The sequence below is a fragment of the Rufibacter aurantiacus genome (genome assembly GCF_017916345.1).
Taxonomy (GTDB): domain Bacteria; phylum Bacteroidota; class Bacteroidia; order Cytophagales; family Hymenobacteraceae; genus Nibribacter; species Nibribacter roseolus.
On the sequence record NZ_JAFMSV010000005.1, the window covers coordinates 212,529 to 227,451 of the forward strand.

6 protein-coding genes are annotated in these 14,923 nt (G+C 54.8%); all 6 read left to right on the forward strand.

All coding sequences use genetic code 11. From position 1 onward, the window contains the following. Positions 1 to 139: 139 nt before the first annotated feature. The 6 genes from J3P34_RS19820 to J3P34_RS19845 all read left to right on the forward strand — a co-directional run bounded on the left by J3P34_RS19820 (position 140) and on the right by J3P34_RS19845 (position 14,896). On the forward strand, positions 140 to 2,350 hold the full coding sequence (locus tag J3P34_RS19820; protein WP_210490381.1) for a S9 family peptidase: 2,211 nt from the start codon (positions 140 to 142) through the stop codon (positions 2,348 to 2,350). Positions 2,351 to 2,451: 101 nt separating this feature from the next. Further along, positions 2,452 to 4,434, forward strand: coding sequence for a glycoside hydrolase family 97 protein (locus J3P34_RS19825; protein WP_210490382.1), 1,983 nt, complete (start codon positions 2,452 to 2,454; stop codon positions 4,432 to 4,434). 171 nt (positions 4,435 to 4,605) lie between these two features. Then, entirely contained in the window at positions 4,606 to 7,794 is a 3,189-nt protein-coding gene (gene lacZ / locus J3P34_RS19830; protein WP_210490383.1) for a beta-galactosidase, LacZ type, read from the forward strand. A gap of 171 nt (positions 7,795 to 7,965) precedes the next feature. Further along, positions 7,966 to 9,342, forward strand: coding sequence for an aminopeptidase P family protein (locus J3P34_RS19835; protein WP_210490384.1), 1,377 nt, complete (start codon positions 7,966 to 7,968; stop codon positions 9,340 to 9,342). Positions 9,343 to 9,802: 460 nt separating this feature from the next. After that, the gene (locus tag J3P34_RS19840; protein WP_246853816.1) at positions 9,803 to 12,208 is read left to right on the forward strand and encodes a glycoside hydrolase family 127 protein; all 2,406 of its coding nucleotides are present in this window, start codon (positions 9,803 to 9,805) and stop codon (positions 12,206 to 12,208) included. Between the two features lie 120 nt (positions 12,209 to 12,328). Then, complete coding sequence (locus J3P34_RS19845) at positions 12,329 to 14,896, forward strand: alpha-L-arabinofuranosidase C-terminal domain-containing protein (RefSeq protein ID WP_210490385.1); 2,568 nt, start codon at positions 12,329 to 12,331, stop codon at positions 14,894 to 14,896. The last annotated feature ends 27 nt before the right edge of the window (positions 14,897 to 14,923 follow it).

Below are 14,923 nucleotides of genomic sequence, written 5' to 3' on the forward strand. Positions count from 1 at the left end.
TAGGTAACGGCATCCTTTCTAAACCTTATTTTCGGCCTGTTTTCAGGAAAGTAGCCCGAAAACAGGGGTTGTCTTAAACCAGCACTTAGAGGCTCTTTTAAAATACACGATACTGCAGATGAATCATCATCAAAGAACTATGAATAGGGTACATACCACCTTCGGGAAGCCGACTTTCTTTTTCTTCATTCTACTGCTGGCTTTGTGCCTGCCCGGCTTCGCACAGCAGCGAGGCGTGGTTTGGCTCAAGTCCGGGAATACCTATGTGGTGCCGGAAGAGGGAAACATCACCGCCTATACCTTGCCAGGTAAAACCAAAGCTGTGCTGGTAGAGAAAGGACAGTTAGTGCCCACCGGGAAAACCGAGCCTTTGAAGGTACGCAGTTTCGCATTTTCAGACGACGAGCAGAAAGTGCTGCTCTTTACCAACACCCAAAAAGTCTGGCGTTACCACACCCGCGGCGATTATTGGGTCTATGACCGCCAAACCAAGAAACTGCAGCAGCTGGGCGCTAGCCGTCCGGTTTCTTCGCTCATGTTCGCAAAGTTCTCGCCAGACGGCAAGCTGGTAGCGTACGTGAGCGAAAACAACATTTACGCAGAGGACATCGCCTCGCAACAGGTAAAGCAACTCACTACAGACGGAACCCGGAAGCGCATCAACGGCACCTTTGACTGGGCCTACGAAGAAGAATTTGCCTGCCGCGACGGGTTCCGCTGGAGCCCTGATAGCAAGAAGATCGCGTTCTGGCAAATTGATGCCTCCGACGTGAAAGACTACTTCATGTTCAACCTTACCGATGGCGTCTATTCCAAAGTGTTGCCAGTGGAATACCCCTCCGCCGGAGAGGCGCCTTCGCCTTACAAAATCGGGGTAATTGACGTGCCCGTGGGCGTTACCAAATGGATGGAAGTACCCGGCGATCCGCGTCAGAATTACGTGCCTCGCATGGAGTGGGCGGCCAATGCCAACGAAATCATCCTGCAACAACTGAACCGCAAACAGAACGAAAGCCGTTTGTTGCTCTGCAACGCCGCTTCGGGCAAAGCCACCAACATTCACACCGAGAAAGACAAGGCCTGGATTGACGTGATCTCTACCTGGGACTCTAATTACAACAACGGCGGCTGGGACTGGCTCAGCAAGGGGAAAGAATTTTTGTGGGCGAGCGAGAAAGACGGCTGGCGCCACCTGTACCGCGTGAGCCGCGACGGCAAAAAGGAAACCCTCATCACCAAAGGCGCCTATGATGTGATGTCCATCGTGAACGTAAACGAGCCGGAGGGCTATGTATACGTGATGGCTTCGCCGGAGAACGCCACGCAGAAATACCTATACCGCGTAAAGCTGAACGGCAAAGGCAAACTGGAGCGGCTTTCCCCAACCTCGCAACCGGGTACGCACCAGTACACCGTGTCACCCAACGCCAGGTTCGCCTTCCACAGCTTCTCTAACCATTATACCAGACCCGCCTCAGAATCCATTTCCTTGCCCGACCATAAAGCCTTGGGAGGTGCCAGTGCAGTAGAGCAGGCGTTGGCACAAGCCAACAAAGCGAACTCTCCCGTGGAGTTCTTCAAGGTGAAAACCTCCGAAGGCGTAGAAATGGATGCCTGGATGGTAAAGCCCACCAACTTCGACCCGAAGAAGAAGTACCCCGTGGTGTTCCAGGTCTACACCGAGCCCGCCGGCCAGACGGTGCTGGACTCCTACGGCACCGGCATGAACAACCTGTACAATGGGAACATGGCGCAGGATGGCTATGTGTACGTGTCCGTGGATAACCGGGGCACGCCCGGTCCCAAGGGCAGGGACTGGCGCAAAAGCATCTACAGGCAGGTAGGTCGACTCAACATCAAAGACCAGGCGATGGCGGCGCAGGAGATCCTGAAAAAACCTTTCCTGGATACTTCCCGGGTGGCGGTGTGGGGCTGGAGCGGCGGCGGCTCGGCCACGCTCAACCTGCTGTTCCAATATCCGCAGATCTACAAGACCGGAATTTCCGTGGCCGCAGTGGGTAACCAACTCACCTATGACAATATCTACCAGGAACGCTACATGGGGCTGCCGCAGGAGAACCTGGAGGACTTCGTGAACGGATCGCCCATCACCCACGCCAAAAACCTGAAAGGCAACCTGCTCTACATTCACGGCACCGGCGACGATAATGTGCATTACAACAACGCCGAGCAGCTCATCAACGAGTTGATCAAGCACAACAAGCAGTTCCAGATGATGCCGTACCCCAACCGCTCGCACAGCATCTCGGAAGGAGAGGGCACCTCTACGCACTTGGCTACCTTGTTCACCAATTTCTTGAAACAATACTGTCCGCCGGGTGGGCGGTAGTTTTATATCCTGCTTTTCATTGTATCCATTTTAAGTCAGTTTTTCAGAAATCAGGCCTAAAACAGCTCTAGTTCAACCTTGAGCAAACGAAACGATAATCCATGCAACGCAATCTCCTCGGGAAAATTCTGGTCCTGCAACTGTGTCTCTGGTTCACCAGCACCGCCGCCTTCGCGAAAGACTATCTGCTTACCTCACCAGACAAAAACATTCAGGTCAAGGTGTCGGTGACCGATGTGATCAAATGGTCTGTGGCCCGGAAAGGTGAGACGGTTCTGTTGCCCAGTGCGCTGAGTATGACGTTGATCTCGGGGGAGAAGCTGGGCGTGAATCCGGTGGTGCAGAAGGATAGCAGGAAATCGGTGAAGGAGACCATTACGGCGGTGGTGCCGGTGAAGAATCGCTCAATACCTGATGTATACAACGAGCTGAAGTTGCAGTGCAAAGGCGGCTACGTGGTGAATTTCCGGGCGTACAACGATGGGGCTGCTTATCGGTTTGAGACAAATCTTCCCGCCAGGGAAATAGAGGTGCAGCACGAAACCGCCGATCTCCAAATGGGAGGCAATTACCAGGTGTACTGGCCTCAGGAAACTGACCCCGAGTTCCAGTCTCATTATGAGGCAACGTTCAAAGACACCACGCTGGCCGCTATCGGGAGCCAGCAGTACGGGTACCTGCCTTTGCTGTTCACCTCAGGCAAGGGTACCAAAGTGCTTCTCACAGAATCTGACCTGTACGACTACCCCAATCTGTTTCTCTTCGGGACGGGTGGGACAGGGTTGAAGTCAGCCTTCCCCAAAGTGATCCTGGAATCCCAACTGAAACCCCGCAGCGACCGGGACGAGCAGATCACCCGCAAAGCCGGGTACATCGCCCGCACCTCCGGCAAAAGAACGTTTCCGTGGCGCACGCTCATCGTCACCGATGACAAAGGCCTGTTGGAAACGGAGATGGTGTACAAACTGGCCTCGCCTAACGTGCTGCAGCAAACCACCTGGATCAAGCCTGGCAAAGTGGCCTGGGACTGGTACAATTTCAACAACGTGTACGGCGTGAATTTTAGGGCCGGCGTGAACACCGATACTTACAAATACTACATTGATTTCGCCTCTAAATACGGTTTGGAGTACATCATCCTGGACGAGGGCTGGTCGGCGGCCACTACCAACCTGATGGCACCAAACAAAGACCTGGACCTGAACGCGTTGGTGCAATATGCTAACAGCAAGAACGTGGGCGTAATTCTTTGGGCCTTGTGGAATACCCTGGACAAAGACATTGACGGGATTCTGGACCAATTTGTGAAATGGGGCGTGAAAGGAGTAAAGGTCGATTTCATGGCCCGCGGCGATCAGTACATGGTCAACTACTATGAGCGCGTGGCCAAAGCCGCCGCCCAGCGCCAGCTGCTGGTAGATTTACATGGGGCCTACAAACCCGTGGGGCTGAACCGGAAATACCCCAACGTGCTCAGTTACGAGGGCGTGAAAGGCTTGGAGAACAACAAGTGGAGCGACGTCATCACGCCCACGCACAACGTCACGGTGCCTTTTACCCGCATGGTGGCGGGTCCCATGGATTTCACGCCCGGCGCCATGGTGAACTCCACCAAGGAGGGCTTCAAAGACGTCTTCAACCAACCCATGAGCCAGGGCACCCGGGCGCACCAGGTGGCCATGTACGTGATCTACGAAAGCCCGCTGCAGATGCTCGCCGATAGCCCCACCAATTACCTCAAAGACCCGGACTGCACCAGGTTCATCAGCCAGATCCCCACCACATGGGACAAATCGGTGGCCCTGGCCGGGGAGTCCGGGAAGTACGTGGCCATGGCCCGGCAGCACGGTAAAAACTGGTACATCGGGGGCATGACCAATTGGGATGCCCGGGAACTGAGCCTCCCGCTCACGTTCCTGGACGGAAAGACTTACCAGATGGAAATCCTCCGCGATGGCATCAACGCTGACCGTCATCCGCAGGACTACAAAATCGAGAGCAGAAATGTGAAGGCCGGGGATACTGTTTCTTTGAAAATGAGCGGGGGCGGCGGCTGGGCTGCCATCCTAACACCCGTAGAATAACCCTTCACGGTTTTAGGCCTGGTTTTAGAAAAATACCCCCAAAACCACAAAGGTCTGAGGCAGAAGTTTAGACAAAAGCCCACCATTAAATTTGCTTACCATCTTGCCTGTTTTCGGCGCAGTTTTAGCAAAACAGCCCTGAAACGCAGGCAAGGATTTTCTTCTGAGAACATGATACCTTACTTTTTCCATCCTCCTTTGCTTCTTTCCTTTTTCAGAAGAATAGCTCCCTTAGTATTCATAGTTTCTGGTTTAGCGGCCCAGGCGCAGGCACCTATGTGGCTGGATGAACGGAGGAACGAAGAGAACCGCATGCCTATGCACAGTTCGTATGAGGTATATGAAACAGAGGCGGCATTGCAGAAAGCCGACTGGAAAACATCGGCCAACTACCTAAGCCTGAACGGAGACTGGAAGTTCAAATGGGTGGAGAACCCGGCAGATCTGCCCGCCCGCTTTGAGGCGACAGATTTCAACGACAGCCAATGGAAAACCTTCCAGGTACCGGGTAATTGGGAGCTGAACGGCTACGGCTTCCCCATCTACTCCAGCGGCGGGTACGAGTTTGTCTACCTCATGCCGCCTACGCCGCCGGTGGTGCCCATGCAGGAAAACCCCACGGCCGTTTACCGTCGCGAGATCTCCTTGCCCCAGAACTGGAAAGGCAAACAGGTGGTGCTGCATATCGGGGCGGCCAAATCTAACCTGGCGGTGTGGGTGAACGGCACCTACGTAGGCTACGGCGAAGACAGCAAACTGCCCTCTGATTTCGATGTCACGTCTTACCTGAAACCCGGCAAGAACCTCATTGTCCTTAAGCTCATGCGCTGGTGTGACGGCAGCTACCTGGAAGACCAGGACATGTGGCGCATCAGCGGCATTACCCGCGACTGTTACCTGTTGGCCCGCAATCCGGTGCACCTGTTTGATGTTGAATTTACCCCTAATCTGGACGATGCCTACAAAAACGCCTCACTTCGGGTGAAACTCAAACTGAACGGGAAACCCACGCAGCCAGTCTCCGCCGATTTTCAGCTGCTGGACGGGAAGAAGCTCATCAAGCAACAGCAGGTTTCCTTTAGCTCAGATTCTGCCGTCTTCAATCTGGCGGTGACGGCTCCTGAGCTCTGGTCCGCCGAGACACCGAATCTGTACCATGCTATTATCCGGCTGAAAGACGCACAGGGGAATGTTACCGAGATCATACCGCAGCGGGTGGGTTTTAGGGAGGTGGAGATCAAAGCCGGAAAGCTGCTGGTGAACGGTAAACCGGTGCTGGTGAAAGGCGTGAACCGCCACGAGACCGATCCTAAAACGGGGCAGACCATCTCCAGAGAAGCCATGCTGCGCGACATCAAACTCATGAAGCAGTTCAACATCAACGCGGTGCGCACCAGCCACTACCCCAACGACGAGTATTGGTATGAGCTCTGCGACCAGTACGGCCTATACGTGGTAGATGAGGCCAACATTGAAACCCACGGCATGGGCTATGACATCACCAAGACCATCGCCAATAAACCCACCTGGGAGGATGCCCACCTCATGCGGGTGCAGCGCATGATGGAACGGGACAAGAACCACCCGTCTATTATTGTCTGGAGTATGGGAAACGAGGCCGGAAACGGGTACAATTTCTACCGTTCTTACCTCTGGATGAAAGCCCGCGACGCCTCTCGTCCGGTCCAGTACGAGCGTGCCGTGGCCGATTACAAGACCTTTACCTGGGAGTGGAACTCAGACATTGTGGTTCCCATGTATCCCACACCCGAGGGCATGGCCGCCTATGCCAAAGCCAACCCTACGCCGGCTCGTCCTTTTATCATGTGCGAGTATGCGCACGCCATGGGCAACTCACTGGGCAATTTCATTGACTACTGGCAGCTGATTCGGGAGAACAAACACGCGTTCCAGGGAGGCTTTATCTGGGATTTCGTGGACCAGGCTTTTCAGGAAGTGAACGCCGCCGGCGACACCATTTACATGTATGGCGGGGATTATGGTCCTAAGGACCGGAACATTCCCTCAGACAAGAACTTTGTCTGCAACGGCATCTTCTACGCCAACCGCCAGCCGTATCCGCATGCCTGGGAGATGATGAAAGTATACCAGGATATTCATTCCACGTTGGTGAGCCCCACCACCATTGGGGTGTACAACGAGAAGCTGTTTACCGGGCTGGAGAACGTGAAACTGGAGTGGGAACTGGTGGTGGATGGCGTGAGGAAAAAGTCTGGCGTGGTGAACCGGCTGGAAGTAGGTCCGCAGGAAACAGCCCAGGTGAAAGTGCCCGTCAAACTCCCCAATTCCGGCGAGGTCTTCCTGAACCTGACCTACAAACTCAAGAACGCCGAGCCTTTGGTACCCGCTGGGCATATCATCGCCACGGAGCAATTGACGCTGCGTAAGAACACCCCGCAACAGCTGGCCTTGAAAGGACAAGCAGCCTTACAGGTAAAAGAATCCGCGAATGCACTCACGATTCCCCTGGCTTCCGGCACCATCAGCTTTGACAAGAAAACCGGTTGGCTAAGCCAGTACGTGGTGGAAGGCGTGAATTATCTTGAGGCCGGCGCTGCCTTGAAAAGCAACTTCTGGCGGGCGCCCAACGACAATGACTTCGGGGCCGGGCTACAAACCAAGCTGAAGGTCTGGAAAAACGTGCCGCAGCAGGCCAAACTGCAGAAGCTCACATCTTCAGAAAAGAACAAGGTGGTGACCGTGGAGGCGGTGTACACGCTTCCGGAAGTGTCAGGCCAGCTATCGGTGCAGTACCTGCTGAACAGTGCCGGCGAGATGCTGGTACGGCAGCACCTGCAAGCCGATACCGCCAAGAAAGTGGTCATGTTGCCCCGTTTCGGGATGCAGTGGATTTTGCCGGCCGGCTTCAACGCCGTGGAATTCTACGGTCGAGGTCCGCACGAGAACTACCAGGACCGGAATTTCAGCGCGCATATGGGCGTGTACAAGCAAACCGTGGCGGACCAGTATTTTCCCTACGTGCGCCCGCAGGAGACCGGAAACAAAACCGATATCCGCTGGTACAAAGTTACCAATGGCGCCGGAAACGGTTTGCTTGTAACGGCAGAGACCCCGCTCAGCATCAGTGCCCTGCATTACTTTGACCAGGACTTAGATGATGGCGAAGAAAAACAGCAACGCCACGCCGCCGAACTGAAGCCCAGACCCCAAACCCAGCTTAACATAGATGCCGCCCAGATGGGAGTGGGCGGGGTGGACAGCTGGCGTTCCTGGCCTCTGGAGAAGTACCGTTTGCCGTATGCCTCCTATGAAATGCAGTTCCTGATCAAGCCTATCAAGGGAACTGCTCAGCCGCAGGCTCAGCTTAAAAGTAAATAGCATCAAGAGTCGTTTTAAGGTTGTTTTTAGGAAATTGCCTTAAAACGGCTCCGCATCATCAGACCTGAGCGGCAGCGGTATTCAGAAAGAATTTAAAGAAATAGGATGTTCCTGATACCATCAGCGGAATCGTTTCCGGTGGGGTTCGGGCACCTGCCATAATATAAAAGTATGTTCAACAAAGAAACGTATGTAAGCCGGAGAGAACGGCTGAAGCAGCAGGTAGGAAGCGGGTTGATTGTGCTGCTGGGCAACGAGCAGAGCAGCATGAACTACAAAGACAATTGGTATCCTTTCCGGCAGGACAGCACCTTCCTGTACTTCTTCGGGATTGATCGGGCCGGGTTGGTGGCGGTGATTGATGTAGAAGACGATGCCGAGGTTATCTTCGGGGATGAACTGACGCCGGATGATATCGTTTGGATGGGGCCGCAGAAATCCATCCGGGAGCAGGCCAGTGAGGTAGGGGTTTTCGCGACCAATCCGCAGTCTTCGCTGGAATCTTATTTCCGGGAGGCTTTGGCGAAAAAGCGTGAAATCCATTTTCTGCCGCCTTACCGCCCGGAGAACCTGCTGAAGTTAAGTTCCTGGCTGCAAACGTCCCCGGCTTCCATCAAGTCCATGGTTTCGGTGCCGTTGATCAAAGCCATCGTGGCGCAGCGGTCCATCAAAACCCCGGAAGAGGTAGTGGAAATCGAAAAGGGCATCAACACTACCGGGGAGATGCTGAAAACAGCCGCACTCATAGCCCGAGCCGGAATGACCGAAGCCGAGCTGGCGGGACGACTGCAGGCCATCGCCATCAAGGCCGGCGGGAACCTGGCCTTCCCCACCATCCTGACGGTGAACGGCCAGATCCTGCACAACCATTACAGCCCCACTATGCTGCAGGAAGGACAGCTGGTGCTGGTAGACTGCGGCGCGGCTTCGGCCATGCATTACTCCGGTGACATGACCCGTACTTTTCCGGTGAACCAGGCCTTCTCGACCCGGCAGAAGGAAATGTTTGACGTGGTGCTGACGGCCTATGAACAAGCCGTGAGCATGCTTAAACCCGGCGTGCACTACAAAGATGTGCATCTGCGGGCCTGTGCCTTGCTCGTAGACGGGCTCAAGCAATTCGGCCTCATGAAAGGCGATACGCAGGAGGCAGTGGCGCAGGGAGCCCACGCCCTGTTTTTCCCGTGCGGACTGGGCCACATGCTGGGCCTGGACACGCATGACATGGAAGATTTGGGCGAGGAATACGTAGGCTACGCCGAGGACCAAAAGAAGAGCACCCAGTTCGGACTGAAGTCCCTGCGGCTAGCCCGCGCCCTGGAACCCGGCTTTGTGTTGACGGTGGAACCCGGCCTCTACTTCAACCCAGATCTGATAGACCTTTGGGCGGGGGAGAAAATGCACGCAGACTTCATTAACTATGACAAGGTCACGGGCTACAAAGACTTCGGCGGCATCAGGATTGAGGAGGATTTTCTGATCACCCCTGAGGGAAGCAGGCTGCTGGGAAACCCCGTTCCAAGAAATATGGAAGAATTCAGAAGTTAGGTGGGGTAATAGCACCTCGGCAATAACTAGGCTTTATTAAAAATTATATGGTTGGTTTCGCTTAAGTAAGTATTCAGTTTGGAAGCTGATTTTTGCCTGTTTTCCAGGAATTAGCCCGAAAACGGAACTTCCATAAAAAGCAAAACGGTCACTTACCCATGCGTAGGTGACCGTTTTGCTTTTCAGCATTTTGCTTACCTATGTTTTAAGTGAGATTTGATAAATTTTAAGTGAGATTTGATAAATCAGGCCGAAAACGGGTTTCACCTAATTGGCGGAGGTCGATGTTACCTCCATGTTAATATGGTGGAAGCATCGGCTAATATCCGGTCAGGGGAAGTGGTTAGGGAAATCTAAATTTGGTTAGATGAATGGTGTCTTTTAGACACGTTTTTTCGCTGGCAAACCTGTTCCGGTTTTCCATCCTTCTTCAGTATCCAAAGCCTTAACGTTTCACCCTATGTTCTTAAACAGACTCATGGCCGTTGCCCTCACCGGGTTGGTGGTTCTCGCAAAACCCGTGATGGCGCAGCATCAGCACAATGACTATCCCATCCAGCCGGTGCCGTTTACCCACGTGCATGTGCATGATGAGTTCTGGGCGCCCAAGATGCTGGTGAACGCCACCGTGACCATTCCGCACACGCTGGAGAAAAGCCGGGAGCAGGGCCGAATCGACAACTTCCTGCAGGCTGCTGGCAAGCTGAGTGGCGATAAGCTCAGCCAGTTCACCTTCGATGATACCGATATCTACAAAGTCATTGAAGGCGCCTCCTACGCCATGCAGGTGCAAAAGAATCCCAAGCTGGATGCCTACGTGGATTCGCTCATCACCATCATCGGGAATGCGCAGGAGCCGGACGGGTACCTGTTTACCTTCCGGACGGTGAAGGCGGCTAAGCCCCACGAGTGGATCGGAAATAAGCGCTGGGAGAAAGAGGAGGAACTCAGCCATGAGCTGTACAACTCGGGCCATTTGTTTGAGGCCGCGGTGGCGCATTACCAAGCTACCGGTAAGAAGAACCTGCTGAACATCGCCACCAAAAATGCCGATCTGCTGGTGAAGGATTTCGGGTACGGCAAAGAGGAAAAATATCCGGGCCACCAGGTGGTGGAGATCGGGTTGGCGAGACTTTATAGGATCACGGGCAAGAAAGAGTACCTGAATCTGGCCAAGTTCTTCCTGGACGTGCGCGGACCCAAAGGAACCGAGTATAACCAGGCGCATGCCCGGGTGGTGGACCAACAGGAAGCGGTGGGGCACGCGGTACGGGCCACTTACATGTACACCGCCATGGCCGATATCGCGGCGCTCACCGGGGACAAAAGTTACTTGAAAGCGATTGACGCCATCTGGAACGATGTGGTGAACAAAAAGCTGTACATTACCGGCGGCATCGGGGCCACGGGCGCTGGCGAGGCCTTCGGGAAGGCGTATGACTTGCCTAATATGTCGGCCTACGCCGAGACCTGCGCCTCCATCGCCAACGTGTACTGGAATAACCGCATGTTCCTGCTGCACGGCGACGCCAAGTACATTGACGTGCTGGAAAGAACGCTGTACAACGGGCTGCTCTCCGGCATTTCCCTCACCGGAAATCGGTTTTTTTATCCTAATCCGCTGGCCTCCATGGGGCAGCACCAGCGGGGTGAGTGGTTCAGCTGCGCCTGCTGCATCTCCAATATGACGCGGTTCCTGCCCTCGGTGCCGGGCTACGTGTACGCGCAGAACAACAATGACCTGTATGTGAACCTGTTCATGACCAGCGCCAGCGACATCAGCCTGCCCGCGGGTCAGGTGAAGGTGAAACAGACCACCAATTACCCCTGGAACGGCACCGTGGACCTGGAGGTAGACCCGCAGAAAAACAAGGATTTCACCCTCCGGGTGAGGATTCCCGGATGGGCACAGCAACAGCCGGTGCCCGGCGATCTGTACACCTTCGCCGATGCCACGAAGAAACCAATCGTTTTAAAATTGAACGGAAAACCCATCCAATACAGCACCGAGAAAGGCTATGCCGTTTTGAAGCGGAAATGGAGAAAAGGGGACAAAATCACGCTTGACCTGCCCATGGAAACCGAGAAAGTGCTGGCGAACAAAAACGTGAAAGACGACCTCGGGAAGTTCTCGTTCCAGCGCGGTCCGTTGGTGTACTGCCTGGAAGGCCCCGATAACAAAGACAACCTGGTGCACAACATCCTGGTGGACAAAAACGCCCCCGTGGAGGAAACCTTCGAGGCGAGTCTGCTGAAGGGCGTGCAGGTGATCAACACCAACGGCGTGGGCACCAAACGGCAGGCCAACACCACCGCTTTGCTGCAAACAAAGCAGGCCGTGAAGGCCATTCCGTACTTCTCCTGGGCCAACCGCGGATCGGTGGACATGACGGTGTGGGTACCGTATGAGGCCTCGGCCGCCAAGCCGCAGCCGGCGCCTACCATCGCGTCCACCAGCAAGATCTCTGCCTCCATCAAGAACGCCAGAACCCTGGCTGCATTGGTAGACCAGTACGATCCGCAGGATTCCCGCGACTCCAACTATCCCTACCTGCACTGGTGGCCGAACAAAAACACCAAAGAGTTTGTGCAGCTGGATTTTGACGGGGAGCATACCGTGTCTGAGTCGCAGGTGTACTGGTTCGATGACAGCCCTTGGGGCGGTTGCACCATTCCGGCCTCGTACCAGATCTTCTACAAGCAGGGCGATAAATGGGTGCCGGTGAAAAACACCACGGCCTACGAGGTTTCCAAGGACAAGTACAACATGGTCAAGTTCGCCCCGGTGAAAACCACCGCCTTACGCATGGAGATCCAATTGCCTAAGGAAGCCGCGACCGGTATCCATGAGTGGGCCGTGAAGTAATCTCCCGCTTTCACGCTCATCAGGAGCTTGTTTAGCCAAATTCAGTTTGGAGTAAATTCCTTAAAAACAGACCGAATACGAAAATGCGTCAAGCTATAAAATCTAAAAGGTTGTTTCCCCATGAAGGCTAGGGTAGGAGCGCTGCTGCTGTGGGGCCTTACGGCTTCGGTCTGTTTGGGACAAAGGCAGGCCACCATCACCGTGGATGCCCAAAAGCCCGGAAACAAAGTCTCACGAACGCTCCACGGGATCTTCTTTGAGGAAATTAGCCACGGGGGCGAGGGCGGCTTGTACGGCGAGTTGATCCAGAACCGGGGGTTTGAGGAAGTGCGTATCCCGAAAGGCACCACTTTGCAGAACGGGTTCCTGGTGCCGAATCCGGCCCCGCATTACAACCTGCCCAACGGTCAGGCCAGCGACTGGAAGATGCCCTGGGCCCTGAAATCGGATTGGCCGGCCTGGTCGGCCCAAACTAGTGGCGAAGCCAAGGTGACACTCGGCTTAACGCAGGAAAAGCCCCTGAATGAAGCAACGCCCAATTCGCTGAAGATAACGATTTCTGATCTGGATAAAGCGGGCAAGGCCAGTCTGGTCAATGAAGGGTTCTGGAGCATCAAGGTAGATCAGGGCAAAACCTACAAACTCAATTTCTACGCCCGATCGGAGAAGAAATACAAAGGACCGCTGACCGTTTCGCTGCAGAGCGAAGACGGGAAAACCCTGGCCAGCCACGTGTTCGACAATCCCATCAAAACCGGAGCCTGGCAAAAGCTAAGCTGTGAACTGGTTGCCAAAGGTTCTGACCCGAAAGCCAAATTCGTTATCAGCTTTGGAAGTACGGGTACGCTGTTTCTGGACTTTGTTTCGCTTTTTCCAGCTGAGACCTTCAAGAACCGGGAGAACGGCTTGCGGCCCGATCTGGCGCAGTACTTAGCTGATCTCAAACCTTCTTTCATCCGGTGGCCGGGCGGTTGTTTCGTGGAGGGAATTACCGTGGAGAGTGCGCCCAATTGGAAAGAGAGCATCGGGCCGGTGGAGAAAAGACCGGGCACCTTCAGTCCGTGGGGCTACTGGTCCAGCGACGGTCTGGGGTACCATGAGTTCCTGCAGTTCTGCGAAGACACTGGCGCTGATGCTATGTACGTCTTCAATGCCGGCGTGGCCTGCGAGTTCCGGAGCGGCACCTTCCTGCCCGATGCCCAACTGCCCGCGGTGATTGCCGATGTGCTGGATGCCATTGAATACGCCGTGGGGCCGGCCACCTCTAAGTGGGGGAAAGTACGGGCGGCTAACGGACACCCGGCGCCTTTTCCGCTGAAATACGTGGAGGTGGGCAACGAGCAGCACGGCCCTTGGTACGCCAACCGTTTCAACCTGTTCTACGACGCCATCAAAGCCAAGTACCCCGGCCTGAAAGTGATTGCCAGCATGGGCATTGCCGATGTGAACCGGCACACCCTGGACGGGATGAAGAAGCTGGACATCGCCGATGAGCACGCCTACAAATCGGCGTACTGGGCCATGAACAACTACGATCATTTTGACAAATATAAACGGGGCGACTGGGAACTGTACGTGGGCGAGTATGCCACCAACGCCGGCGTGGGCAGCGGGAACATGCTCGCGGCGCTGAATGACGCCGTGTACATCCTGGCCATGGAGCGCAACGGCGACCTGGTGACCATGTCCAGTTACGCCCCGCTGCTGGTCAATACCAACGATGTGGACTGGCCGGTGAACCTGATCAACTTCAACAACTCGCAGAGTTTCGCGCGGATTTCCTACTACGCCATCCAGATGCTGAACCAGCACCGCGCCGACCAGAACCTGGCGACCTCGGTGCAGGTGCAGCCCGCCAAGGTGACTAAGCCGGCCTTTGCCGGGGGCATCGGCTTGAGTACCTGGGACACTCAGACCGAGTACAAAGACATCCAGGTTATCCAGAAGGGCAAAGTGGTCTACAGCAGCAATTTTGACAAAGCTGAAGGTGAGTGGGAGAAGGTGCGGGGCACCTGGGGCGTGAAGGAAGGGGCTATGGGCCAAACCGCCGAAGGCGCGCAGCTTTTTGCCATGCTCAAAGACAAATCCTATGACACTTACACCCTCAAACTGAAAGGCCGCAAGCTCAGCGGGTACAACGCGTTCATCATTCCGTTCGCAGTGAAGGATGGCGGCAAAACGCAGGTGCGGGCGCACATAGGCTCTTACTGGAACCAGTACGGCGTCTTCGAGCAGGTCACCGAGGGCACCGAAGTCGCCAACCTGTCTTCCTCCACCAAACTGCCCGAGAAAATTGAGACGGGCAAGTGGTATGACATCCGGCTGGAGGTAGGCCTGAACAAAGTGGACTGCTACCTGAACGATAAGTTCCTCATGAGCTACACCATTCCGGATATGTTCTACAGCATCTCGGGGGTAGACGAGAAAACCGGCGACATCATTGTGAAAGTGGTGAACGGCTCCCCGGAAACCTTCCAGACCAGCCTTAACCTGAAAGGCGCCCCAAACTTGTCACCGGTGGGTGAAGTAACAACCCTATCGGCGGAAAGCTACCAGGCGGAGAATTCCTTTGAAGCGCCCAAAAAGTATGTGCCCCAGACTTCCAGATTAACCAATGTCGCCTCTTCTTTTGAGGTAGGTGTGAAACCGTATTCCATCTCGGTTTTCCGGCTCAAGACCAGGAAGTAAGCAGGTGAAATCAAGGAGCGTTTAGCG